General features: G+C 67.8%; 23 protein-coding genes. 10 read left to right on the plus strand and 13 right to left on the minus strand.

All coding sequences use genetic code 11. The features are described 5' to 3' along the window. Positions 1–58 precede the first annotated feature (58 nt). Positions 59–1,558, plus strand: coding sequence for a PLP-dependent aminotransferase family protein (locus BC358_RS06630; protein WP_079365203.1), 1,500 nt, complete (start codon positions 59–61; stop codon positions 1,556–1,558). 32 nt (positions 1,559–1,590) lie between these two features. Then, positions 1,591–2,880 carry a cytochrome P450 gene (locus BC358_RS06635; protein ID WP_256861438.1) on the plus strand — a complete coding sequence of 430 codons (1,290 nt, stop codon included), beginning with the start codon at positions 1,591–1,593 and terminating at the stop codon, positions 2,878–2,880. Here BC358_RS06635 and BC358_RS06640 read toward each other — a convergent pair whose 3' ends face one another. Next, positions 2,881–4,113, minus strand: a complete 1,233-nt coding sequence (locus BC358_RS06640) for a YihY family inner membrane protein (RefSeq protein WP_066155920.1) — start codon at positions 4,111–4,113, stop codon at positions 2,881–2,883. 21 nt (positions 4,114–4,134) lie between these two features. Here BC358_RS06640 and BC358_RS06645 point away from each other — a divergent pair, with 21 nt between their 5' ends. Beyond that, positions 4,135–4,623: a DUF2069 domain-containing protein gene (locus BC358_RS06645; protein WP_079365204.1), complete on the plus strand. Its 489-nt coding sequence runs from the start codon at positions 4,135–4,137 to the stop codon at positions 4,621–4,623. After that, positions 4,620–6,041 carry an FAD-binding oxidoreductase gene (locus tag BC358_RS06650; RefSeq protein ID WP_079365205.1) on the plus strand — a complete coding sequence of 474 codons (1,422 nt, stop codon included), beginning with the start codon at positions 4,620–4,622 and terminating at the stop codon, positions 6,039–6,041. The genes BC358_RS06645 and BC358_RS06650 overlap by 4 nt, the downstream gene beginning before the upstream one ends. Positions 6,042–6,074: 33 nt before the next feature. On the opposite strand, the gene BC358_RS06655 is transcribed toward BC358_RS06650, so the two are convergent. Then, positions 6,075–6,704, minus strand: a complete 630-nt coding sequence (locus BC358_RS06655; RefSeq protein WP_079365206.1) for a glutathione S-transferase family protein — start codon at positions 6,702–6,704, stop codon at positions 6,075–6,077. Between the two features lie 85 nt (positions 6,705–6,789). Between BC358_RS06655 and BC358_RS06660 the strand changes: the two genes are divergently transcribed. Genes BC358_RS06660 through BC358_RS06670 form a run of 3 tightly spaced genes read left to right on the plus strand, consistent with a single transcriptional unit; the run spans position 6,790 to position 9,065 of the window. Then, positions 6,790–7,635 (plus strand): thymidylate synthase, encoded by an 846-nt coding sequence (locus tag BC358_RS06660; RefSeq protein WP_079365207.1) that lies wholly within the window; start codon positions 6,790–6,792, stop codon positions 7,633–7,635. A gap of 10 nt (positions 7,636–7,645) precedes the next feature. Beyond that, positions 7,646–8,560 (plus strand): DMT family transporter, encoded by a 915-nt coding sequence (locus BC358_RS06665; RefSeq protein ID WP_079365208.1) that lies wholly within the window; start codon positions 7,646–7,648, stop codon positions 8,558–8,560. Further along, on the plus strand, positions 8,553–9,065 hold the full coding sequence (locus tag BC358_RS06670; protein ID WP_079365209.1) for a dihydrofolate reductase: 513 nt from the start codon (positions 8,553–8,555) through the stop codon (positions 9,063–9,065). The genes BC358_RS06665 and BC358_RS06670 overlap by 8 nt, the downstream gene beginning before the upstream one ends. 21 nt (positions 9,066–9,086) lie before the next feature. Here BC358_RS06670 and BC358_RS06675 read toward each other — a convergent pair whose 3' ends face one another. From BC358_RS06675 to BC358_RS06695, 5 genes are read right to left on the minus strand one after another with little or no spacing between them, the layout of a single operon-like run. Next, a complete protein-coding gene (locus BC358_RS06675; protein WP_079365210.1) occupies positions 9,087–9,767 on the minus strand; it encodes a tetratricopeptide repeat protein in 681 nt (226 codons plus the stop codon). Positions 9,768–9,790: 23 nt separating this feature from the next. Then, positions 9,791–10,612, minus strand: a complete 822-nt coding sequence (locus BC358_RS06680; RefSeq protein ID WP_079365211.1) for an SDR family oxidoreductase — start codon at positions 10,610–10,612, stop codon at positions 9,791–9,793. Continuing rightward, positions 10,609–11,298: a TenA family transcriptional regulator gene (locus BC358_RS06685; protein WP_066155892.1), complete on the minus strand. Its 690-nt coding sequence runs from the start codon at positions 11,296–11,298 to the stop codon at positions 10,609–10,611. The genes BC358_RS06680 and BC358_RS06685 overlap by 4 nt, the downstream gene beginning before the upstream one ends. 19 nt (positions 11,299–11,317) lie before the next feature. Further along, positions 11,318–12,769 (minus strand): AMP-binding protein, encoded by a 1,452-nt coding sequence (locus BC358_RS06690; protein WP_079365212.1) that lies wholly within the window; start codon positions 12,767–12,769, stop codon positions 11,318–11,320. After that, on the minus strand, positions 12,769–13,416 hold the full coding sequence (locus BC358_RS06695) for a thermostable hemolysin (protein ID WP_079365213.1): 648 nt from the start codon (positions 13,414–13,416) through the stop codon (positions 12,769–12,771). The genes BC358_RS06690 and BC358_RS06695 overlap by 1 nt, the downstream gene beginning before the upstream one ends. A gap of 133 nt (positions 13,417–13,549) precedes the next feature. On the opposite strand from BC358_RS06695, the gene xth reads away from it, so the two are divergent. Next, on the plus strand, positions 13,550–14,317 hold the full coding sequence (gene xth / locus BC358_RS06700; protein ID WP_079365214.1) for an exodeoxyribonuclease III: 768 nt from the start codon (positions 13,550–13,552) through the stop codon (positions 14,315–14,317). An 89-nt stretch (positions 14,318–14,406) separates the two neighbouring features. Here the strand turns inward: xth and ntrC are convergent, their stop codons facing one another. From ntrC to BC358_RS06730, 6 genes are all read right to left on the minus strand, one after another. Next, a complete protein-coding gene (gene ntrC / locus BC358_RS06705) occupies positions 14,407–15,945 on the minus strand; it encodes a nitrogen regulation protein NR(I) (RefSeq protein ID WP_066155880.1) in 1,539 nt (512 codons plus the stop codon). 38 nt (positions 15,946–15,983) lie between these two features. Continuing rightward, the gene (gene glnL, locus BC358_RS06710; protein ID WP_066155876.1) at positions 15,984–17,072 is read right to left on the minus strand and encodes a nitrogen regulation protein NR(II); all 1,089 of its coding nucleotides are present in this window, start codon (positions 17,070–17,072) and stop codon (positions 15,984–15,986) included. A gap of 53 nt (positions 17,073–17,125) precedes the next feature. Next, a complete protein-coding gene (locus BC358_RS06715) occupies positions 17,126–17,713 on the minus strand; it encodes a hypothetical protein (RefSeq protein WP_373270134.1) in 588 nt (195 codons plus the stop codon). 192 nt (positions 17,714–17,905) lie between these two features. Then, positions 17,906–19,321: a type I glutamate--ammonia ligase gene (glnA, locus tag BC358_RS06720; protein WP_066155873.1), complete on the minus strand. Its 1,416-nt coding sequence runs from the start codon at positions 19,319–19,321 to the stop codon at positions 17,906–17,908. 248 nt (positions 19,322–19,569) lie between these two features. Next, a complete protein-coding gene (locus BC358_RS06725; protein ID WP_079365215.1) occupies positions 19,570–20,400 on the minus strand; it encodes a molybdopterin-binding protein in 831 nt (276 codons plus the stop codon). Between the two features lie 5 nt (positions 20,401–20,405). Beyond that, a complete protein-coding gene (locus BC358_RS06730; RefSeq protein ID WP_079365216.1) occupies positions 20,406–21,296 on the minus strand; it encodes an EI24 domain-containing protein in 891 nt (296 codons plus the stop codon). Between the two features lie 55 nt (positions 21,297–21,351). Between BC358_RS06730 and BC358_RS06735 the strand changes: the two genes are divergently transcribed. Together BC358_RS06735 and BC358_RS06740 are read left to right on the plus strand one after the other, a co-directional pair. Then, the gene (locus BC358_RS06735; protein ID WP_079365217.1) at positions 21,352–22,167 is read left to right on the plus strand and encodes an alpha/beta fold hydrolase; all 816 of its coding nucleotides are present in this window, start codon (positions 21,352–21,354) and stop codon (positions 22,165–22,167) included. Positions 22,168–22,391: 224 nt separating this feature from the next. Further along, a complete protein-coding gene (locus BC358_RS06740) occupies positions 22,392–23,123 on the plus strand; it encodes a DUF2726 domain-containing protein (RefSeq protein WP_066155863.1) in 732 nt (243 codons plus the stop codon). The last annotated feature ends 17 nt before the right edge of the window (positions 23,124–23,140 follow it).

Below are 23,140 nucleotides of genomic sequence, written 5' to 3' on the forward strand. Positions count from 1 at the left end.
TCGGCGGCAGACCACCGGCGTCGCCGGCCGGCCGGCGCTCGGTTAGCATGGACCGTCCATGCCCGAGCCCTCCCAGCCCCCCGCGCTGCGCCCGGTTCCACCGGTGTCGCCCCCCGACACGCCGCTGTACCAGCAGATCGCGCAGGCCCTGGCACAACTGATTCATGGCGGCACCCTCAAGGCCGGCCAGCGCCTGCCCTCGGTGCGCGAAACCTCGGTGGCGCACGGCGTGTCGATCTCCACCGCGCTGCAGGCCTACCGCCAGCTGGAGGAGCAAGGCCTGGCGCAGGCGCGCCCCAAGGCCGGCTACTTCGTGCGGCGACCGCAGCGCATCGCCCAGCCCGGCCTGAGCGCGCCGCCGCAGCGCAGCTTTCTGGTGGAGCGGCAGACGCGCTCCGAAGGCTTTGCCATGCTGCACCAGCCGGGCGACCGCGCCAGCTTCGGCGGCTTCGCGCCCGAACAGAGCACGCTGTTCGACGAGGAACGCCTGCGCGTCGCCATCGGCCGCGCCTCGCGCGTGCACCGCCACAGCCTGACCGAATACAACAAGGCCGACGCCGGCCGCCCCGCGCTGCGCCAGGCGGTGGCCCGGCGCGCGCTGCACCTGGGCTGCGCGCTGGACGCGGCCCACATCGTCATCACCGCCAGCTGCACCCAGGCCGTCAGCCTGTGCCTGCACGCCGTGACCCAGCCGGGCGACGTGGTGGCGCTGGAGTCGCCCACCTTCTTCGGTTACCTCGACCTGATCGAGTCGCTGGGCCTGCGCGTGCTGGAGATCCCCACGCACCCCGCCACCGGCCTGTCCCTGCCCGCGCTCGAGCTCGCGCTGGACACGCAGCCGGTCAAGGCGGTGCTGGCCGCGCCCACGCTGTCCAACCCGCTGGGTTCGGTGATGTCGATGGGCGCCAAGCAGAAGCTGGTGAAGCTGCTGGCGCAGCGGCGGGTGCCGCTGATCGAGGACGTGGTGTTCAACGACCTGCTGGCCGGCGACGAGCGCCGCAAGGCGGCCAAGTCCTTCGACACCGACGGCAACGTGATGGTCTGCGGCTCGTTCGCCAAGACGCTCACCCCCGGCATCCGCCTGGGCTGGGTGGAGGCCGGCCGCTGGCGCGACAGCGTGGCCTCGCACAAGCGGCTGCAGGGTGCGGCCACGCCGGTGGTGCTGGAGGAAGCCCTGGCCGACCTGCTGAACCAGGGCAGTTACGAGGCCCACCTGCGGCGCCTGACCACCTACATGAACCAGCGCCGCAACGAGGCGCGCCGCCTGATCGCGCACCACTTCCCGCCGGGCACCAAGGTGAGCAACCCGCCCTCGGGCGACACGCTCTGGCTGGAACTGGCGCCCGACCTGTCGGCCATGGAGCTGTTCCGTCGCTGCGCCACCGAAGGCATCACCTTCGGCCCCGGCGAATTCTTCACCGCCACCGACCGCTACCGGCACTGCCTGCGCCTGAACTTCTCCGGGCCCTGGACCACGCTGGAGATGCAGGCACTGGCGCGCATCGGCGAGATCGCGCGGCAGATGCTGCAGGAAAACCCCGAGAAGAAGCGCGCCTGAGCGCCGCGCGGCGGCGCCAGAATGGCCGCACCATGATCCAGCCGCAACAGATCACCCCGCCCATGAGCGCCGAGCGCGCGCGCGAGATCGCCGCAACGTTCGACCTGCGCGCCCTGCCCGCCGATTTCCTGGCCAACCCATTCCCGGTCTACGCCCTGCTGCGCGAACACGAGCCGGTGCGGCGCATGCCCGATGGTTCGCTCTTCCTCACGCGCCACGCCGACCTGATGGCGGTGTACCGCGACGCCGCCGTGTTCAGCTCCGACAAACACGTCGAGTTCGCACCCAAGTACGGCGTGGGCTCGCCGCTGTACGAGCACCACACCACCAGCCTGGTGTTCAACGACCCGCCGCTGCACACGCGGGTGCGCAAGCTCATCATGGGCGCCCTCACCCGCCGCGCGATCGCCGACATGGAGCCGGGCCTGGTGACCCTGGTCGACCAGCTGCTCGACCGCATCGAGGCGCAAGGCGGCGGTGATCTGGTCGAGGACTTCGCCTCCGCGATCCCGGTCGAGATCATCGGCAACCTGCTGGGGGTGCCGCACGCCGACCGTGGCCCGCTGCGCGACTGGTCGCTGGCCATCCTCGGCGCGCTTGAACCCGTGCCCACGCCCGAGCAGCACGCCGCCGGCAACCGCAGCGTGACCGAGATGCTGGCCTACCTGCGCACGCTGGTTGCCGCACGGCGCCAGGCCCCGGGCGACCCCGAGCGCGACGTGCTCACGCGCCTGATCCAGGGCGAAGCCAGCGGCGAGAAACTCAGCGAGGTCGAGCTGCTGCAGAACTGCATCTTCCTGCTCAACGCCGGCCACGAAACCACCACCAACCTGATCGGCAACGGCCTGATCCTGATGCAGGAGTTCCCGGCCCAGCGCAAACAGCTGCTGGCCGACCTGCGCACCGCCGGCACCGACGAGGCGGCCCGCGAGCAGGTGCTGACGCTGGCGGTGGACGAATGCCTGCGCTTCGAGTCGTCCAACCAGCTGGGCAACCGGCGCGCGCTGTCGTCGGCCACGGTGGGCGGCATGGCGCTGGACGCGGGTGCGCTGGTCACGCTCTGCATCGGCGCCGCCAACCGCGACCCCGCCGTGTACGACCAGCCGGAGACCCTGAACCTGCGCCGCGAGGGCAACAAACACCTGGCCTTCGGCTTCGGCATCCACCAGTGCGCGGGCCTGAGCCTGGCGCGGCTCGAAGGCCGCATCGCCATCGGGCGTTTCCTCGACCGGTTTCCGCGTTTTGAACTCAGCGCGCCGCCGGTGCGCGGCGGGCGGGCGCGGTTCCGGGGCTTTCTCTCGGCGCCGTTCAGGACCGCCTGATCAGGGCACCGACGGCGCCGCCAGCGCCTGCGCCACCGTCATGCTCCGCAGCCCGCTGACCGCCCAGAAGGCCTCGGTGCTTGGCGAATCGGGCAGCAGCAGGCGCTGCGCCAGCGGCGCCACCGGCAGGTTCGCCGGGTCCTGCAGCAGCACGTAGCGCTCGTCCTCTTCGTCCAGCCGGCCCAGCCAGTCGAGCGCCACCAGCGCGCCGATCGGCTCCTCCAGGTGCAGCGGGTCGACCTGCAGCGCCTGCGCCAGCGCGTCGAGGCTCAGGCCGCGCGCCGGGGCCTCGCGCACCAGCTGCAGCTGCACCAGCGTCTCCAGCGCGAGCTGGAAGCGCCAGCCCGGGTAGTTGCCGCGGCGTGCGATGCCCGAGAGCAGGCTGGGCAGGTAGGCCGCGACCACCGCGCCCAGCAGCACGATCACCCAGGCCACGTAGAACCAGACCAGCAGGATGGGCACGGTGGCGAAGGTGCCGTAGACCACCGAGTAGGTCGGCACCTGGCCCAGGTACCAGGCCAGCACGCCCTTGGCCAGTTCCAGCGCACCCGCGGTGAACAGGCCGCCCACCAGCGCGTGCGACCAGCGCACCTTGGTGTTGGGCACGAAGCGGTAGAGCGCGGCCATGCCGCCGGTCATAAGCACGAACTGCAGCGAGTCGAGCAGCACCCGCACACTGCCCGATCGCGTCACGCCCGTCGTGGTGACGGCGTAGGAGGTGGCGGTCAGGCTGGCGGCCAGCAGCAGCGGCCCCAGGGTGAGCACCGCCCAGTACACCAGCACACGCTGTGTCAGCGGCCTCGAGGTGCGCACACGCCAGATGTCGTTGAGCTTGCGGTCGATGGTGAGGATCAGCGCCAGCGCGGTGCCCAGCAGGATCAGCGCCCCGACCCAGCCGATCTGCCCGGCCTTGGCCGCGAACTGGTTGAGGTAGCTCAGCACCTGCTTGGCGATGTTGTCGGGCACCAGGCTCTCCACCAGCCAGCGCTGCAGCGTCACCTGCAGGCGGCCGAACATGGGGAAGGCGCTGAACACCGCCAGCGCCACGGTGAACAGCGGCACCAGCGAGATGGTGGTGGTGAAGGTGAGGCTGGACGCGGTCACGCCCAGCCGGTCCTCGCGGAAGCGCTCGCGCAGGGTCAGCGCGGTGGTGCGCCAGGGGAAACGCAGCAGGTTCTGCCACAGCTCGGCCAGCAGGGTCTGGGCGTCGGCAAGGCGCTCGGAAACAGTCATCCCGGTATCATGCCACCCGCCATGTCAGACCCGCTCACCCCCTCTTCCCCCGCGGCCGCCATGGCCCCGGCTCCCGCGGGCGTGGCCCGCTCCCGCCAGCTCGCAGTGGCCAGCCTGGTGGCGCTGATCGCGCTGTGCCTGGCCTGGGAACTCTGGCTGGCGCCGCTGCGGCCCGGCGGTTCCTGGCTGGTGCTCAAGGTGCTGCCGCTGACCATCCCGCTCGCGGGCCTGCTCAAGAACCGCATGTACACCTACCGCTGGCTCAGCCTGCTGGTCTGGCTGTATGCGGCCGAGGGCGCGGTGCGCATGACCAGCGACCCCAGCAGCCTCTCGGCCCTGCTGGCCGGCATCGAGCTGCTGCTGTGCGTCGTGCTGTTCGTGGCCTGCACCTGGCACATCCGCACCCGGCTGCGCGCCGCCGGCAAGGAGGCCATCGCGGCCGACGCGGCCCGCCGGGCTGCCGAGGCCGGCTTTGCCGCCGACCCGCTCCCTCCGTCCAAGACCCCATGAACCAACTGATCACCACCCTGCGCAGCATCGTCGGCCACGCCCAGGTGCTGACGCACGACGATCCGGCCACCGACCTCTCGGCCTGGGAACAGGACTGGCGCAAGCGCCTGCGCGGCCGTGCCCTCGCCGTGGTGCGACCCGGCCATACGGCCGAGGTGGCGGCGGTGGTGAAAGCCTGCGCCGCCGCCGGCGTGAGCATCGTGCCCCAGGGCGGCAACACCGGTCTGGTGGTCGGCGCGGTGCCCGACGACAGCGGCACGCAGGTGGTGCTCAGCCTCACCCGCATGAACGCCGTGCGCGCCATCGACGGCGACAATCTCACCATGACGGTCGAGGCTGGCTGCGTGCTGCAGGTGCTGCAGGAAACCGCCGAAAGAGCCGGCTTTCTGTTCCCGCTGTCGCTGGCGGCCGAAGGCAGCTGCACCATCGGCGGCAACCTCGCCACCAACGCGGGCGGCACCCAGGTGGTGCGCTACGGCAACGCGCGCGAGCTGTGCCTGGGGCTGGAGGTGGTGACGGCGCAGGGCGAGGTCTGGAACGGGCTTTCGGGCCTGCGCAAGGACAACACCGGCTACGACCTGCGCGACCTGTTCGTGGGCAGCGAAGGCACGCTGGGCGTGATCACCGCCGCGACGATGAAGCTCTACCCGCTGCCCGCCGCGCAACTCACCGCCTGGGCCGCCGTGCCCTCGCTGGAGGCGGCGGTGCAGCTGCTGGGCCTGGCGCACCGGCACCTGGGCGCGGGCCTGACCGGCTTCGAGGTCATGGGCCGGTTCGCCCTCTCGCTGGTGGCGAAACACTTTGCGCAGCAGCGCGTGCCGCTGTGGGCCGACCACCCCTACTGTGTTCTGCTGGAAAACAGCGACAGCGAGTCCGAAGACCACGCGCGCGGCCAGTTCGAACGACTGCTGGAGACCGCGTTTGAAAACGGCGTGGTCAGCGATGCGGTGGTGGCGGAGAACCTGTCGCAGGCCCATGCGCTGTGGCACGTCCGCGAAAGCATTCCGCTGGCACAGGCCGAAGAGGGTCTGAACATCAAGCACGACATCAGCATCCCGGTCTCGAAGATCCCCGCCTTCTGCGCCGAGACCGACGCGCTGCTGCAGCGCGAGATACCCGGCGTGCGCCTGGTGAATTTCGGCCACCTGGGCGATGGCAACCTGCACTACAACGTGCAGGCGCCCGAGGGCGGCGACCCGGCCACCTTCCTGCGCGAGCAGGAGGAACGGGTCAACCACCTGGTGTTCGACCAGGTCGCGCGCTTCGAGGGCTCGATCAGCGCCGAACACGGCGTCGGCAGCCTCAAGGTCGACAAGCTGCCGGACTACAAGGACCCGGTGGCGCTGGCGCTGATGCGCTCGATCAAGCAGGCGCTGGACCCGCAGAACATCCTCAACCCCGGCCGGGTGTTGCGCTGATCGGCCGGCAGCGGCACGCCCGTCCAGGCGAGGTCAGCCTGCGGGCTGCGCCTTGAGGCGTTCTTCGTTGAGGCGGTCGGCGCGCTGTGCGGCCGGGCGCCCACCCAGCCGCTTCACATAGTCGGTGAACACGGGGCGCTTCTCTATGGTTCCGAACATCAGGCCCCAGGCCAGGCTCGACCCCAGGTAGACGTCGGCCGCGGTGAAGCGCTCACCGCAGATGAACGGCCCGGGCCGCAGGGCGGTTTCCAGCGCGTTCAGGGTGTCGTCGTAGCTGCCAAAGCCCGCCATGCGCTCACGCCCCGGCGGCACCTGCCAGCCCAGCGCCCTGGCCGTCACCGCCTGCTCCAGCGGCCCGGCCCCGAAAAAGAGCCAGCGCAGCCAGGTGCCGCGCAGCGGGTCGCCCGGCGGGGGCGCCAGACCGGTCTCGGGAAAAGCGTCGGCCAGGTAGGCGCAGATCGCAGCGGCCTCGGTCACCACCACATCGCCGTGCCGCAGGGCGGGCACCTTGCCCATCGGGTTGACCGCGCGGTACTCGGCGGACTTCATCTCGGGCCCGAAGTTGAGCCAGACGGTGCGGTAGGGCTGGCCCACCTCTTCCATCATCCAGTGTGCGATGCGACCCCGGGACTGGGGGTTGGTGTAGAAAACCAGCTCGCTCATGGCGTTCCTCCTGTGGTCGGTGGTGGCAAAGGGCGATCCTAGCCGCAGCCCACGGCGGCCACAACCGAGCAGGCAAAATGGCGGTATGACCGCCCCGACCACCGCCCGCCCTGTCCGCTCCCAGTACGAAGATTTCATGCGCCACGTCTATGAACACGGCGTGCAGAAGGGCGACCGCACCGGCACCGGCACGCGCAGCGTGTTCGGCCACCAGATGCGCTTCGACCTCAACGAAGGCTTTCCGCTGGTCACCACCAAGAAGGTGTTCCTCAAGGCCATCATCGTCGAGCTGCTGTGGTTCCTGCGCGGCGATTCCAATGTGAAGTGGCTGCAGGAACGCGGTTGCACCATCTGGGACGAATGGGCGCGTGAAGACGGCGAGCTCGGCCCGGTGTACGGCGTGCAGTGGCGCAACTGGCCCAAGCCGGGTGGCGGCCACATCGACCAGATCAGCGAGGTCGTCAAGCAGCTCAAGACCAACCCCGACAGCCGCCGCATCATCGTCAGCGCCTGGAACGTGGCCGACCTGGACCAGATGGCGCTCATGCCCTGCCACGCCTTCTTCCAGTTCTACGTGGCGCCCGCCACCGAGCCGGGCGGCCGCGGCAAGCTGTCCTGCCAGCTGTATCAGCGCAGCGCCGACATCTTCCTGGGCGTGCCCTTCAACATCGCGTCGTACGCCCTGCTGACCCACATGCTGGCGCAGCAGTGCGACCTGGACGTGGGCGACTTCATCTGGACCGGCGGCGACTGCCACATCTACAGCAACCACCACGAACAGGTGGAGCTGCAGCTGAGCCGCCAGCCTTTTGCCTACCCGACGCTCAACATCAAGCGCAAGCCGGCCTCGATCTTCGAATACGAGTACGAGGACTTCGAGGTGGTCGGCTACGAGTGCCACCCCGCCATCAAGGCGCCCGTCGCCGTCTGACGATCTGTCCGTGATTTCGCGCCGCCAGCTCTGGGCGCTGCTGGCCCTCACACTCATGTGGGGGGTCAATTGGCCCATGATGAAGCTCTCGCTGCAGCAGCTCTCGCCGCTGTACTTCCGCGCCAGCACCATGCTGCTGGGTGCGGCCTGGCTGTTCGCCTACGTGGCGTCCAAAGGCGAGCGCATGCGACCCTCCGGCAAGGAATGGCTGACCATCGCCTGGCTGGGCCTGCCCAATGTGCTCGGCTGGCACACGCTGTCCATCTTCGGCGTGCAGGAACTGGCCTCGGGGCGTGCCGCCATCCTGGGCTTCACCATGCCCATCTTCACCGTGCTGATCGGCGCCGCCTTCTTCGGCGAGCGCATCACGCCGCGCGTGCGGCTGGCGGTGGTGTGTGTGAGCCTGGCCATCGGCCTGCTGCTGTGGCACGAGCTGCAGCGGCTCAGTGGCCGCCCCGCCGGTGTGGCCTGGATGCTGGGCGCCGCGGCCTCGTGGGCGCTGGGCACGCTGATGTTCCGCCGCGCCCACCTCACGCTCTCGCCGCTGGTGGTCACGGTCTGGATGCTGCTGCTGGGCAGCGCCGTGGTCTGGGCACTCGCGCTGTCGCTGGAACCGCTGCCGCAGCCTGCCAGCTTCACGCCCATGATGTGGATCAGCCTGGCCTACGGCGTGCTCATCAACTACGGCTTTGCGCAGCTGATCTGGTTCGGCATGGCGCGCGACCTGCCGCCGGCCACCAGCGCCATGAGTGTGATGGCGATCCCGCTGGTGGGCACGCTCAGCGCCACCTTCATCACCGGCGAGGTGCCGCACTGGCAGGACTGGCTGGCCATGGTGTTCGTGATGGTGGCGATCGCCAGCGTGCTGCTGCCCTCGGGCTTTCTGCGCAGAAATCCCGGCGCGGCACAATCGCCGGATGCCTGAGACCACCGCCCCCGCTTCGCTCCACCTGATCTACGCCCGCGCCGCCAATGGCGTGATCGGCAAGGACAACCGGCTGCCCTGGCACCTGCCAGAAGACATGGCGCACTTCAAGCGCAGCACCCTGGGCTGCCCGGTCATTATGGGCCGCAAGACCTGGGACTCGCTGCCGCCGAAGTTTCGTCCACTGCCCGGGCGGCTGAACATCGTGGTGACGCGCGACACCGCCTTTGTCGCCGAGGGCGCGAGCGTGGCGCACTCGCTCGAAGCCGCGCGCGGGCTATGCCCCGCCGGCAGCACCGCCTGGGTGATCGGCGGCGCACAGATCTATGCGCAGGCGCTGCCGCTGGCGAGCGAGGTGGTGGTGACCGAGATCGCGCAGGACTTCGAGGGCGACGCTTTCGCGCCCGTGCTGGGCGGCGACTGGCGCGAGGTGGCTCGCGAAGAGCAGGTCAGCGCCAGCGGCCTGCCCTTCGCCTTCGTCACCTACCGGCGCGCGGACGCCTGAACGTCCACCACCCGCCGGCCGTCACTTCGACCGGATCTTTTCCATCAGTTCGCGGGCTTCGGCGCGGCGACCTTCGTCGGCGATCTGGCGGCCGGCGCGGGGCGCGGCCTGCATCACCTTCTCCAGGTGCGCCACCGCCTTCTGCGGCTCGCCGGTCTCGACCAGGTAGTCGGCAAAGAAGTAGTTGGCGTCGATGCCCTTGGGATTGATCGCCAGCGCCTTCTGCAGCAGGTCGCGTGCCTTGTCCTTGTCGCCGAAGGCGATGGGCCAGCCGGGCACCTTGTAGTACAGCACGCCCAGGCTGTTGTAGGCCGAACCATCGAGCGTGTTGCCGTCGATCTGGATCGCCTGCTCGTACAGCACCTTGGCCTGCTTGACCAGGCCGAGCGCGCCCAGGCCGCCCTTGGCGCCGCCCCAGGAGCTGAGGATGATGCCTTCCCAGACCAGGGGCTCAGGGCGGCCGGCGAAGCTCTCGCTGACCTTGTGGGCGCGGGCGGCCAGGGCCTCGAACTTCTTCTCCTTCTCGGCCGCGGGCGTCTTGTAGTTGATGAGCTCCCAGGCCTGCTGCAGCTCGGTCACGGATTCTTCGACCGTGGCGGCCTGGACCGCCGGCAACAGGGACAGGCCGGCGAGCGCCAGCAGGACAGAGGTCAGACGGCGGCGCGACGCGCCGGTGGTGGAGAGCGGAAACGGAACAGACATGGAAGGACCTCCGGGAATGTGATTCAGGAACTCAGGACCGGCCGGACATGACCGGTGGCCTGCAGGTGGCGGCTGTGGCGCTTGAAGCTGCCATCCAGCAGCGCAGGCGCCAGGCCGTTGAGGCGGGCAGCGAACTTCTCGGGAAAGCCGACAAAGCGTTCCCCGTCCCCGCTCTCCAGCAGGGCCACCAGCTCGGCGGCCACCTGTTCGGGGCGGTCGCTGGCGGTGCCGGTGGCGCGGTTGTAGGCCTCCACAGCTTCGCTGTTGAAGGCGGTTTTCGTGGTGCGCGGGCCGAGGTACTGCACCGCCACCGGCGTCTCGGCCAGCTCGCGGCGCAGCGCCTGCGCAAAACCGCGCAGCCCGAACTTGCCCGCGCTGTAGACGCTGAAGCCCGGCAGGCCAATGGCCCCCAGGGCCGAGCCGACGCAGATCACCTGTGCGGCCTGCTGAGCCAGCAGGTGCGGCAGCAGGCAGCGCGTGAGCAGCATGGGCGCCAGCAGATTGATCTGCAGCGCCGCCGTCATCTGTTCGGGTGTCTGGTCCTGCAGCCGTCCGAACGAGGGCAGGCCGGCGTTGTGCACCAGCACGTTGCAGCCCCAGACCGCCGCCTGCGCGGACAGGCTGTCCAGATCCTTCGGCTGCGTCAGGTCCGCCACCCGGCAGGCCACCCGCGCGGGATGGGCACCGGTGCTGCGTCCGAGCTGGCTCGCCAGCTCTTCCAGGCGGGACGCCGAGCGCCCCACCAGCATCACCGCCGCGCCGGCCTTGAGCAGCGCCTCGGCGCTGGCGGCACCGATGCCACCAGCCGCGCCAGTGATCACCACACGCGCGTTCGCGGCCTTCATGCGGCCACCGCCTCGCGCGCGGGCTGTGCCGCCATTTGCGGCAGCGGCAGGCCGCGGAACACGTCGCCATACAGACGGAAGAACGCCTTCGCGCTGTGCACGATGTCGGCCTGGTCCTGCGGGTCGCTGATCTGGTCCATCAGCAGCTGGAAGTGGGCCGTGTGCTCCTGGTCCAGCGTGCCGTGCGAGCGCAGGTAGCTGAAGGCCGAGTCCGGCAGGTTCAGCGGCTTCTGGATGCTGTCGGCCGCCAGCAGGGCCAGCGAGACGCTGGTGCCTTCGAGCACGTGCACCATGCCGAAGAAACCCAGCGGGTTGCCACGCTGGATGGTGTCGTAGGCGTAGGCGACCATGACCTCGGCCGCATGGCCGGGCCGGCCGTGGCGCACCGCTTCGGCGTCACCACCGCAGGCGCGGATGTCGTCCAGGATCCACTCCTCGTGGCCCTTCTCTTCTTCGACGTATTCGTCCAGTGCAGGTTTCAGCCAAGCGTGGTGCGCCGGCAGCGCGGCCTGGCAGGCCTGCAGCAGCGGCACGGTGTGCTTGACGTGGTGGTAAGCCTCGGTGAGGAAGGCGATGTAGCTGGGCAGCGAGACTTCGCCGCGCAGGCAGCCCTGGATGATGGGCGCGGAGAGCAGGCCCATGCGGGCCTGTACGGTCTGTTGCAGCAGTTGGGCGTGAAAGGACATGAGGACTCCAGAGAAACGCTCAGGCGGTCACCGCGTCGTGGGCGGTGAGACCGAGCAATTGGGCATGAAGGGTCAGGATGGCGTCGCGGCGTGGCCGGCCGTTGGCGGTGGCCATGCTGCTGCCGGCGGTGAACGGCGCCTGCGCCCGCACCCAGCGGGCCACGCGGGCGTAGTCGGGCAGCGAGGCGTTGGCGGCGTCGATCTCGGCCTGGATGGCCGAATCGGGCAGCGCGTCGTTCACCGGCCAGACCACGGCGCTCAGGGCCGGTTCGCCGTCGCCGAGCACCACCGCCTGCGCGAGGGTGCGGCCGCTGCGCAGCGCGGTCTCGACCCACTCGGGCGAGACGTTGCGGCCGAAGGCGGTGATCAGCACGTGTTTGATGCGCCCACGCACGTGCACGAAGCCGTCAGCATCGATCTCGCCCAGGTCACCGGTGGGCCACCAGTCGCCTTGCAGCGGCCGCTGGCCGAGGTAACCCAGCATCAGGCCGCCAGCCACCTCGATCTCGCCGTGTTCATTCACACGCAGATGCGCATGTGGCAATGGGCGGCCGGCGCTGCCGGGACGGTCGGCGCCGGGCAGGTTGAGCGTCTGCACCGATGAGCCCTCAGAGAGGCCATATCCCTCGTAAGCAGGAATGCCCAGCTGGCGGGCGGCCATCAGCAGCGGCGCGCCCACGGCGGCGCCACCGACGGCGACCATGCGCAGGCCTTCGGGCGCCCGGCGGCCCTGGCTGACCAGCCAGCCGGCCCAGGCGCGCAGCATCTGCGGCAGCAGGATCAGGCTGTGGGGCTGGTGGCGCTCCACCGCCGCGTTGAACACGGCAGGGTCGAAGGACGAAGAACCGCTCAGGCCCAGTTCGGCCAACGGGGGCACTAGGCACTCCGCCCCGCGCGCCAACGGCGCCATGACACCAGCCACGTTCTCCAGCAGCACCGCCAGCGGCAGCGCGCACAGGTGGCGGCGGATGTCCAGCGGCTCCAGCACCTGCACCAGCGCATCGCGCACCCGGTGCAGGCCCGCGGCGCCGAGGCACACGCCCTTGGGTGTGCCGGTGGTGCCTGAGGTGAAGGTCAGCTTGGCCGTGCCGGGCGGCATGACCAGCCCCTGCGCCGGCAGGCGCAGCGCACACAGCGGTTCGCCCGCCACGTCCCATTGCTCGCACGGAGCCTGCGGCCAGCGCGCGGCCAGCGGGGCGATGGTGAGCAGCGTGTCGACGCCCGCCGCCTGCAGCGCGTGCGCGGTCTGCTCTGGCGTGAAAAACAGTGGCAGCGGCACGTGCACCACACCCGCGTCCTCGGCGGCCAGGTCGGCCACCACCCAGGGCATGCCGTTGTCCAGCAGCGTGGCCAGCACCCGGGTGCCAGCGTGCTTCAGGTGCGCGGTCAAGGCGGCCACTTCGGCGGTCAGTTCGTCGCGGGTCAGACCGGTCTGGCCGTTGCCCAGCGCGATCACGGTGTCGAACGCCATCATGCGTCCAGCCCCCTGGCCTGGCGGCGCTGCAGCCAGCGCAGCGCCGGCTGCATCTGCCCCGCCAGCACGACCGGGTGGTGTTCGTAGTAGCTGCCCCATTCGCCCGCCTGCTCGCCCAGCGCGGTGGCGTCCGCCCGGCCCAGGGCCAGCGGCGTGATGCCCATGCGCACGAACAGGTGGCGCAGTTCTTCGGTCAGCGTGCTCACCACCCACTGCGTGTTCTGCGCGGCCAGGTGGTGGGCCAGCCGCACGATCAGGCGGAGGCCTTCACCGGCGCGCTCGGACGCCAGATGCCCGACCTCGACAATGCCGGCGCGGGCCACCGCCGGCTGGCCCGGCTCGGCCAGGCACTGCTCGATGGGCCGGTCCAGGTAGCGCTCCAGAAACAGGGCCCCGTGATCGGCAAAGCGGTAGCCGGCCGCGGCCACGATGTCACTGCTGTCGGGATCGCGCAGGCACACCAGTTCAGGTGCGAAGCGCTGCACGCGTGCACCAAACCGGCGCGCAAACACCCGCTGGATGAAGCGCTCCACGGTTTCGCGCCCCGGATCGGACTCTGTGCACACGCAGAGCGAGGGTGACGGGTTCGCCGCGGGGAACGAGGGGGCGCATGGGCCACCCGCGGTGGCAATGGCCAGGGACATCGTGCTTCCTTTTCCAGCCGGTTCGGCCGGACACGGATGCATGGTCTGCGGACCAGATTAAGCGAGTCTTATGGGAGACGTAACAGTGCCCTCACTCCCTAGAATGCAGCTCTTTGGACTCCAGGGAATCCCCATGCAACTAGCGACGTGGAACGTCAACTCCCTCAACGTGCGCCTGCCCCAGGTGCTGGCCTGGCTGGCCACCCACCCGGTCGACGTGCTGGCACTGCAGGAGCTCAAGCTCACCGACGACAAGTTCCCGGTGCAGGCCTTCACCGACGCCGGCTACCACGCGCAGTGGTTCGGCCAGAAGACCTACAACGGCGTGGCGCTGCTGAGCAAGGCGCCCGCCGCCGACGTCATCAAAAACATCCCGGGCTTCGAGGACGAACAGTCGCGCGTGCTCTGCGCCACCTTCGACGGCGTGCGGGTGATCGGAGCCTACTTCCCGAACGGCCAGGAGCCGGGCAGCGACAAGTTCGCCTACAAGATGCGCTGGCTCGACGCGCTGCGCGAGTGGGTCCGGGCTGAGCTGCAACAGCATCCGCAACTGGTGCTCATGGGCGACTACAACATCACCTTCGACGACGCTGACGTATGGGACCCGGTGGGCCTGCGCGAGACCATCCACTGCACGACCGAAGAACGCACCCAGCTGCAGGGCCTGATCGGCCTCGGACTGCACGACGCCCATCGGCTGTTCGAGCACCCGCCCAAGACCTTCAGCTGGTGGGACTACCGCATGCTGGGTTTCCAGAAGAACCGCGGCCTGCGCATCGACCACATCCTGATCAGCGACGCGCTGAAGGCCCGCACCACCGCCTGCGAGATCGACCGAGCGCCCCGCAAGAACCCCCAGCCCAGCGACCACGCACCGGTGGTGTTGACGATCGGCGCCTGAGCCCCTCCAGGAGCACCGCGGAACCGGCTTCGCCGGGCCGCAGGCGCTGTCCCCCTCTAAGGGGGAAGGCGCGTCAGCGCCGCAGGGGGTCATTCCAGATTGAGTTCCTGGATCTTGCGGGTGATCGTGTTGCGGCCGATGCCCAGCTTGTGGGCGGCCTCGATGCGGCGCCCGCGCGTGTTCGCGAGCGCGGTCAGGATCAGGCCGGTCTCGAAGCGGCGCGTGAGCACGTCCCACACATCGGTGCGCCCGGCTTCCAGCAGCGAGCGGGCTTCGGCCTGAAGACCCAGCTCCCAGGCCGACACAGGGGCTGACGTGGCGGGCGCACCCACTGAGGCCACTGCGGGCGCCTCGTGAACCACAGGAGACCACTCCGCGGGAGCGGCCGTCGGTGCCGGCGCGGCAAACACCGGCGCCACCGGCTCGGCGGGCACCGACAACTCGGGCGGCACCGCATCGCCGACCGCAGACAGCACCTCCGGCGGCAGGTCCTTCACCTCGATCATCTGCGCGGGCGCCATCACCGTCAGCCAGTGGCAGACGTTTTCCAGCTGGCGCACGTTGCCCGGGAAATCAAAACCGCTGAGCAGGCGCAGGGCTGCATCCGAAATGCGCTTGGGCTCCACACCCAGCTGCTTGGCGCTTTGCTGCAGGAAGAAGCGCGTGAGCATGGGCACGTCCTCTCGGCGCTCGCGCAGCGCGGGCAGGCGCAGCCGGATCACGTTGAGGCGGTGGAACAGGTCCTCCCGGAACACGCCTTCCTTGACGCGCTGCTCCAGGTTCTGGTGGGTCGCCGCGATCACGCGCACATTGGCCTTGACGGCGCTGTGCCCACCGACGCGGTAGAAGTGCCCGTCGGACAGCACGCGCAGCAGGCGCGTCTGCAGGTCGAACGGCATGTCACCGATTTCGTCCAGGAACAGCGTGCCGCCCTCGGCCTGCTCGAAGCGGCCGCGCCGCATGGTCTGCGCGCCGGTGAAGGCGCCGCGCTCGTGACCGAACAGCTCGGACTCCAGCAGGTCCTTCGGAATGGCGGCGGTGTTGATCGCCACGAACGGACCGCCACCGCGCGGCGAGTGCTTGTGCAGCGCGCGCGCCACCAGCTCCTTGCCCGAGCCCGACTCACCTGTGATCAGCACCGTCACGTTGCTCTGCGACAGCCGCCCGATGGCGCGGAACACATCCTGCATGGCGGGCGCCTGGCCCAGCATCTCGGGCGCGGCCGTCAGCGACTCCTGCGCCACTTCCTCTCGCTGGCTCTCCTCCACCGCGCGGTGGATCAGCTCCAGCGCCTTGGGCAGATCGAAGGGCTTGGGCAGGTATTCGAACGCACCGCCCTGGAAGGCCGACACCGCGCTGTCCAGATCGGAGAACGCGGTCATGATGATGACGGGCAGGCCCGGCAGCTTCTCCTTGACCTTCTCCAGCAGGTCCAGGCCCGAGCCGCCCGGCATGCGGATGTCGCTCACGAGGATCTGCGGTCCTTCGCTTTCGGGCGTCTCGTTCAGTGCCTTGAGGACTTCCTGCGGATTGGTGAAACTGCGGGTGGGCAGGTTCTCCCTCAACAGCGCCTTCTCCAGAACGAAGCGGATCGATTGATCGTCATCCACTATCCAGATCGGCTTCATGTGTGCGTCTTCCCTTCCTCAGGCGAGGCGTTTCGGTTTCATGGCAACGGAATCAGCAATTTGAAATCCGTGTGGCCTGGCGCGCTCTCACACTCGATCAGTCCATGGTGCTGCTGCACGAAGGTTTGTGCCAGGGTCAGCCCCAGCCCGGAACCTCCCTCACGACCCGACACCAGCGGGAAGAAGATGCGGTCCTTGATCGCATCGGGCACGCCAGGCCCGTTGTCGATCACATGCAATTCCAGTGCCAGCCGATAACGCTGCTTGCCGAAGGTCACCTGCCGACCCACGCGCGTGCGCAGGGTGATCTGTGCATCGCCCGCCGCGATGCGCTCGGCCAGCGCCTGCGCCGCGTTGTGCGCGATGTTGAGCACCGCCTGGATCAGCTGCTCCTTGTCACCGCGGAACTCGGGAATGGAGGTGTCGTAGTCGCGAACCACCTTCAGACCTCGGGGAAACTCAGCCACGATCAGCGAGCGCACACGCTCGCACACCTCGTGGATGTTCACGTCGCCCACCACATGGGGCCGGCGGTGTGGCGCCAGAAGGCGGTCCACCAGCGACTGCAGGCGGTCGGCCTCGTGGATGATGACCTGCGTGTACTCGGTCAGCTGCTTGTTGTCGAGCTCGAGTTCCAGCAGCTGGGCCGCGCCGCGGATCCCGCCCAGCGGGTTCTTGATTTCATGGGCCAGGTTGCGGATCAGCTCCTTGTTCGCCTGGGCCTGGTCGATCAGCCGCTCTTCCCGTTCCTGCCGGGCCTGCTGCTCCAGCGGGAGCAGCTCGACAATGACCTCGCCCGCCGTGTCGGTCTGCGCCACCACCACGTGGACCGGCAGCGGTTCATGAGCCAGGCGCCGCAGCCAGGCGTCGTACCGCAAGGCAGCGAACTCGTTGACTGCGGCGCCGCTGAGCGCGTTCTGGAGCAGCTGCGGTTCGGTAAAGCAGTCCTGCAGCCGCGTGCCCGTGATGCTGCGACGGGACATGCCCAAGGCATCTTCCAGCGCTGCGTTGGCAAAGAGAACCTGCCCGTCAAGCGAGACCACCGCCACCAGCGTGGCCAGCAGATCCAGCGAATGGAACTTGCCGTGCGCCGAAGCCGCGCGCTGCGCAGCCTTTCCCGGCAGCATGGCCGCATCGACACGGGACAGGGGGAGAGAAAGGTCTGGCTTTTTCAAGCCGGCTATTTTGCGGCAGGTTCGGACGGCCCGCTCGCACCCGGCACCGCAGGAGCGGGTCCCGCGGGGCCCGACGCCGCTGGCGGCGCCATCGGCGCACCGCCCATGCGGGCCAGTTCGCGCCGCAGACCACTCACATCGGCCTCGGCCCGGCCCACCGACGCCTTGAGTTCGGCCACACGGTCGAGATAGCGCTGGTAGTTGCGCGACTCGATGCCTTCTTTCTCGGGCTGCCCATTGGCGTAGGCCTTCTGCGCCTGAGCCAGCCGCTCTTCTGCCTTTCTCAACTCCATCTCGAGGATCTGGCGGGCATCGCTGTCGCGTGCACGCTGCTCAGCAGAGTCGTTGCGAGGTGCGCTGCGGGGCGCTGTCGACGAACTGGCAGACCGCGGAGCCGCCTGCGGCGCCGGGCCTTGAATGACGGTGATGTTGCCGCCCTCCATCAGCTTGCAGCCCTGGGCCTTCGCCACCGTGGCGTTGTTGGTGTATTCATTGCCACAGCGATAGATGCGCTCTTGCGCCAAAGACGGCAGGCACCACGCCACGGCAACGGAAAGGATCAGGACGCGATGGGTTCTTGCGGCAACGTTCAGCTTCGACAACACGTGGGCTCCAGGCGCTGTGGGCGCATTGAGAATCAATTTTCAGTATGACCCAAAAACAGGTCGCATGGTATCCGCCATGACAGGGCGCCCGCGCGCCCGTCCGAACGGCCCAAAAAAAAAGGACGGCCGAGCCGTCCTTTTCATCTGCGAAGCGAGGCCCGGGTGATCCCGGGCCCGCCATCACAGGCTGTAGTACATGTCGAACTCCACCGGCGACACTTCGATACGGCTGCGGTTGACTTCGCCCATCTTCAGTTCGATGTAGGCGTCCAGCATGGAGTCGGTGAACACGCCACCCTTGGTCAGGAACGCGCGGTCCTTGTCCAGGTAGTCCAGCGCCATGTCCAGGCTGTGGCACACGGTCGGGACCAGCTTGTCCTCTTCCGGCGGCAGGTGGTAAAGGTCCTTGGTCGCTGCCTCGCCCGGGTGGATCTTGTTTTCCACGCCATCCAGACCGGCCATCAGCAGCGCCGAGAAGCCCAGGTAGGGGTTCATCAGGGGATCGGGGAAGCGGGCTTCCACGCGGCGACCCTTCGGGTTGGCGACGTACGGGATGCGGATGGAGGCCGAACGGTTCTTGGCCGAGTAGGCCAGCTTCACCGGGGCTTCGAAGTGCGGCACCAGCCGCTTGTACGAGTTCGTACCGGGGTTGGTGATGGCGTTCAGGGCGCGGGCGTGCTTGATGATGCCGCCGATGTAATACAGCGCGAACTCGCTCAGGCCGGCGTAACCGTCGCCAGCGAACAGGTTCTTGCCGTCCTTCCAGACCGACTGGTGCACGTGCATGCCGGAACCGTTGTCACCGGCGTAGGGCTTGGGCATGAAGGTGGCCGTCTTGCCGTAGGCATTGGCCACGTTGTGCACAACATACTTCTGCAGGACTGTCCAGTCGGCGCGCTGCACCAGCGTGCTGAACTTGGTGCCGATCTCGTTCTGGCCCGCGCCCGCCACTTCGTGGTGGAACACCTCGACCGGGATGCCCAGCGATTCGAGGATCAGTGCCATCTCGGCGCGCATGTCCTGCGTGCTGTCGACCGGGGGCACGGGGAAGTAACCGCCCTTGACCGTCGGACGGTGGCCACGGTTGCCGCCTTCGAGCTTGGCACCCTTGTTCCAGGGGGCTTCGTACTCTTCGATTTCGTAGAAGGTGTGGCCCGGGGCCGTGCTCCAGCGCACGCCGTCGAACAGGAAAAATTCGGGTTCCGGTCCGAAGAAGGCGGTGTCGCCCAGGCCCGAGGACTTGAGGTAAGCCTCGGCGCGCTTGGCGATGGAGCGGGGATCGCGGTCGTAGGCCTTGCCGTCGGCAGGCTCGATGACGTCGCAGGTGAGGATCAGCGTCGTCTCTTCGTAAAACGGGTCGATGTTGGCCGTGTTCGGATCGGGGATCAGTTGCATGTCGGAAGCTTCGATGCCCTTCCAGCCTGCGATGGACGAGCCATCGAATGCATGGCCGGAAACGAACTTGTCTTCATCGAAGTGAGACACGGGCACGGTGGTGTGCTGCTGCGCACCACGGGTGTCGGTGAAGCGGAAATCAACGAACTTGACTTCGTTGTCCTTCACCATTTGCATCACGTCTGCGACGGTCTTGGCCATCAAATACTCCTGTTGCTGTGTGAGTGGAAAACTGAATTTGACAAGGGCATGAAGCAGTTTCTGTGCCAAAGTTGTGCCGTCGGGTTCAATCAACGATGCGCCAGGCCCCAAGGCGGCGCAGATTATGGCGCAGCGCCCTGCGCCGGCGGGCTGCAAAGCCTGGATGCCCGGCGTGACCGCTGTAAACCCGGCATGCAGCGCATTGTTCTGGTGCATTCCAGCAGAATGCACAATATTGGTGCAAGCAACTATCGCACCAATTCGGGTCCCAACTCCGCACCAAACCGCTCAAGCCCGTCAAGCAGCGACGCAAACGCCGGGGCCACGGCGTCTGGGGCACCCTTGACGCCCAGTTCGATGTGCCGCCCGTAGTCCGGGTGGTCCACGCTGGGAAGGCTGAACACCTTCACCGGGTGCTCGCGCTCAATGGTTTCCATGAGAGGGGTCAAGGTAGCCTCCATGGCCCCCATGACCACCACCGAGCGCTCCTGCCACGCGTCTTGCCGGTGCAGATGGCGGTACGCCCCATCCAGCAGCGCTTCGATCATCGGCCAGGCCATTACGGGAAACCCCGGGACAAAATGCACGGAACCACCACCAGGCCCATCGCAGCTGAACCCGGGAATCTTGTTGTACGGGTTGGGAATGATCCGCGCCCCGACCGGGAACACCCCCATGTTCAGCCGGTGCATGTTGTCGGGCCTCGCGGGGTCGTGAACCTCACCCTTCTCGGCGGCCACGTCCCTCATACGCTGCTCAATGAGGTCGCGGGCCTCGGGGTGGAGCGCCAGGTCCACCTGCAGTGCCGCAGCCGCGCACTGGCGCGTGTGGTCGTCGGGCGTGGCCCCGATGCCACCACAGCTGAACACGACATCACCGCTGGCGAACGCCTCCCGCAGTGCGTCGGTGATGCGCTCGCGGTCATCACCGATGAACCGAGCCCACGCCAGCGAGAGGCCTCTTCCCGCCAGCAGTTCGATCACCTTCGGCAAGTGCTTGTCGGCGCGTTTGCCCGACAGAATCTCATCGCCAATGATGATCAGACCAAACGCCGGTGGGTTCTCTTTACTGGTGTTCATGGAGGTCAGGCGCCAGGCGGCGGAAGAACGGTGGTGGGCGGCAGGGTCTCCAGCGGCATGGCTGGTTGACCTCCTGGCTCAGGATCCAGGACCTCCACCACCTGCGCCGCGCGCATCCGCTGCAGCGCCGCCAGCGTGAAATGTGCGAACCACAGAGACGCAAACGCAAATACCAAGGTGTAGATCCAGATGGCCACCGGCACCAGCAAGGGCGCCAGCGCCACGAACATGGCACCCGATGCCCAGAGCAGGCTGGGTGCCGCGCCAAGATACCCGCTGAGGATGCCCATGATCAGAAGGCTGCCACGGTGTTCACGCAGGATGGTCTTGCGCTCGGCACTGCTGGCATGCTGCGCCAGTGCGTCATAGGCAAACACGCGGTAGGTCAGCCAGCCCCAGATCAGCGGCGGAAGGATGAGCACCAGCGGCGGAACCAGCCACAGGGGCATAGAAAGAACCAGTACCACCAGGGCCACGAACGTGGACCCCAGCGACCACAACAGACCGAGAACGAAAGAGCCACCACGCCTGCGTTCGAGCAAAGGAAAGCGCCTTTGCGCAACCAGTTCAACCATGGACGGAGTCATGAACACGGCGACCAGCAGCAGGCACAGCAACACGATCACCGGCGTCGCCAGAACCAGGACCACCAGCGGTGCAAACACCGTCCGCATGGAGCCTAGGCCGACGCGATCCAGCCAGCCCAGAAAGCCCTGAACCAGTTCATAGGTCTGCAGCCACTGCGTGACGGCATCGACAGACGTGTCCCAGAAGAAATAGCCCAGCCCAAAAGACAGTGCGACCATCAGCACCAGGGGCAGGAACGACAAACCGATCACCCGCGGGTGCATGCAGTACACCACCGCCCGCCAGAACGCATCAAACAGCTGAGTCATGCAACGAGAATACCGGTTTTCCCGCCAGCCAGGCGGCACGCGAAGCGGAGACACGATGGACAGCGTCATCATCCACGGCACCCGCCTGGAAGTTCGACACATCCCAGGCCCGACCGGCCGCTCGCCGTTGGTGTTCCTGCACGAGGGGCTGGGCAGCGTGTCCATGTGGACCCAACGAGGCCGCGACTGGACGAAGGAACTGTGCAATGCCACCGGACGGGCCGGCTGGGTGTATTCCCGAAGAGGTTACGGACACTCAGACCCCGTGCCGGACGTACGCGGAGCGCCTCAGGTCGGGGAGTTCTGGCACACCGGGCGGCACGAACCCGACTACATGCACCGAGATGCCCTGGATGTGCTGCCGGCCTTGCTGGAGACACTGGGCATCGACGCTCCCGTTCTGGTGGGCCACTCCGACGGGGCCACCATCGCGCTGCTGTACGCCAGCCGGCATCCGGTGACAGCCTGCGTCGTCATGGCACCCCATGTGTTTGTGGAGGAGGTCTCGATCCGGTCCATCGAGCAGGCCAGATCCGCGTACATGCAACCTGGGGAACGGGGCCTGCGAGCGCGCCTGGCGCGCCATCACAAGAATGTCGACAACGCCTTCTGGCAATGGAACGACATCTGGCTTGAACCGGCATTCCGGGGTTTCGACATCCGCCACGAATGCCAAAACATCCAAGCGCCTGTGCTGGCTATTCAAGGAGCCAGCGACGAGTACGGCACCCTCCAGCAGGTACGGGACATACAACCCAAGAACGCTGCAGCCCGCACCCTGGTGCTGGAAGCTTGCGGGCACAGCCCGCATCGGGACCAACCCGACGCGGTGCTCGCTGCCATTGGGGAGTTTCTGTCCGAACTCCCGTGAATCCCCCGTTTGTGGGATGGCAACACACCTCCAGCGCCGGCAAAATGCCCGGTTGGCCGCTCGGAAACCGGCATGAAACGCGCGCTCACGACCGTGGGCTTTGGTCGGCGAGTGGCTCCAATCCCCCAAGGAAATCACGCAAACGACGTGTCAAATTGCGACAAAACTGCCCGTTTGCGCGATCATCAAACTACATTTGGTCACACTCCGTCACTGAAACTTGCATGATCGCCTGGAACAACCCTTGGCTGCTTTCCGTGCTGGTACCCGCTCTGCTGGTGACCGGCGCTTGGATGTATCGCCTCTGGGAGAGTCGCAAAGCCCGGGCCCAGCGCAGGATTCCCAAGCGGTGGCCACTGGATACCCGGGTGATCGCGAACTCAGAAGAGCTGCAGGTGTGGCACTGGCTGTCCCGGGCCTTCTACGATCACCACGTGATGATCAAGCTGCCGGTCACCCGCTTCACCCTGCCCCGGGAGAAGCAGCAAGGAATGGACTGGTACCGGCTGCTTGGGGGCGTCTACTGCACGTTCACCATCTGCAAGTCCGACGGGCGGGTGGTCGGCTGTCTGGACGTGCCTGGACGGGCGGGGATCCCGAGGAGCACGCGCCAGCTCAAACACTCCCTTCTCACGCAATGCGGACTCCCCTACTGGGTGGTTCGTTCGTCCAGCCTGCCCACGGTTTCCGAAGTCCGCAGCGAGTTTCTCGGCGAGACCCCCACCGCGCAGAGCATGCGTGAGCACGAGCAGGAAGAACGGGCCATCATCGCTGCACAGGCCAATCTGCGCTCTGCACTGAACCGCCAGCGCAGCACCCGTCACAGTGACTTCAGTCCCCTGTCGACCTGGCCCGGCAGCACCACAGGTGATTCACGCGTCAGTGATCTGGGCTCCCAATGGCAGGACAATTCGTTCCTGATGCCGCTCGACAGCCGCAAAGGCGACCTGCTCTGACCGGGTCGCCCCGTCAA

Source organism: Hydrogenophaga sp. H7, from assembly GCF_002025745.1.
GTDB lineage: Bacteria > Pseudomonadota > Gammaproteobacteria > Burkholderiales > Burkholderiaceae_C > Hydrogenophaga > Hydrogenophaga pseudoflava.

What these genes read in the sequence shown, in the direction of transcription:
- BC358_RS06630 (WP_079365203.1), top strand. Translation starts at nt 59, where the DNA reads ATGCCCGAGCCCTCCCAGCCCCCCGCGCTGCGCCCGGTTCCACCGGTG.
- BC358_RS06635 (WP_256861438.1), top strand. Translation starts at nt 1,591, where the DNA reads ATGATCCAGCCGCAACAGATCACCCCGCCCATGAGCGCCGAGCGCGCG.
- BC358_RS06640 (WP_066155920.1), bottom strand. Translation starts at nt 4,113, where the DNA reads ATGACTGTTTCCGAGCGCCTTGCCGACGCCCAGACCCTGCTGGCCGAG.
- BC358_RS06645 (WP_079365204.1), top strand. Translation starts at nt 4,135, where the DNA reads ATGTCAGACCCGCTCACCCCCTCTTCCCCCGCGGCCGCCATGGCCCCG.
- BC358_RS06650 (WP_079365205.1), top strand. Translation starts at nt 4,620, where the DNA reads ATGAACCAACTGATCACCACCCTGCGCAGCATCGTCGGCCACGCCCAG.
- BC358_RS06655 (WP_079365206.1), bottom strand. Translation starts at nt 6,704, where the DNA reads ATGAGCGAGCTGGTTTTCTACACCAACCCCCAGTCCCGGGGTCGCATC.
- BC358_RS06660 (WP_079365207.1), top strand. Translation starts at nt 6,790, where the DNA reads ATGACCGCCCCGACCACCGCCCGCCCTGTCCGCTCCCAGTACGAAGAT.
- BC358_RS06670 (WP_079365209.1), top strand. Translation starts at nt 8,553, where the DNA reads ATGCCTGAGACCACCGCCCCCGCTTCGCTCCACCTGATCTACGCCCGC.
- BC358_RS06675 (WP_079365210.1), bottom strand. Translation starts at nt 9,767, where the DNA reads ATGTCTGTTCCGTTTCCGCTCTCCACCACCGGCGCGTCGCGCCGCCGT.
- BC358_RS06680 (WP_079365211.1), bottom strand. Translation starts at nt 10,612, where the DNA reads ATGAAGGCCGCGAACGCGCGTGTGGTGATCACTGGCGCGGCTGGTGGC.
- BC358_RS06685 (WP_066155892.1), bottom strand. Translation starts at nt 11,298, where the DNA reads ATGTCCTTTCACGCCCAACTGCTGCAACAGACCGTACAGGCCCGCATG.
- BC358_RS06690 (WP_079365212.1), bottom strand. Translation starts at nt 12,769, where the DNA reads ATGGCGTTCGACACCGTGATCGCGCTGGGCAACGGCCAGACCGGTCTG.
- BC358_RS06695 (WP_079365213.1), bottom strand. Translation starts at nt 13,416, where the DNA reads ATGTCCCTGGCCATTGCCACCGCGGGTGGCCCATGCGCCCCCTCGTTC.
- xth (WP_079365214.1), top strand. Translation starts at nt 13,550, where the DNA reads ATGCAACTAGCGACGTGGAACGTCAACTCCCTCAACGTGCGCCTGCCC.
- ntrC (WP_066155880.1), bottom strand. Translation starts at nt 15,945, where the DNA reads ATGAAGCCGATCTGGATAGTGGATGACGATCAATCGATCCGCTTCGTT.
- glnL (WP_066155876.1), bottom strand. Translation starts at nt 17,072, where the DNA reads ATGCTGCCGGGAAAGGCTGCGCAGCGCGCGGCTTCGGCGCACGGCAAG.
- glnA (WP_066155873.1), bottom strand. Translation starts at nt 19,321, where the DNA reads ATGGCCAAGACCGTCGCAGACGTGATGCAAATGGTGAAGGACAACGAA.
- BC358_RS06725 (WP_079365215.1), bottom strand. Translation starts at nt 20,400, where the DNA reads ATGAACACCAGTAAAGAGAACCCACCGGCGTTTGGTCTGATCATCATT.
- BC358_RS06730 (WP_079365216.1), bottom strand. Translation starts at nt 21,296, where the DNA reads ATGACTCAGCTGTTTGATGCGTTCTGGCGGGCGGTGGTGTACTGCATG.
- BC358_RS06735 (WP_079365217.1), top strand. Translation starts at nt 21,352, where the DNA reads ATGGACAGCGTCATCATCCACGGCACCCGCCTGGAAGTTCGACACATC.
- BC358_RS06740 (WP_066155863.1), top strand. Translation starts at nt 22,392, where the DNA reads ATGATCGCCTGGAACAACCCTTGGCTGCTTTCCGTGCTGGTACCCGCT.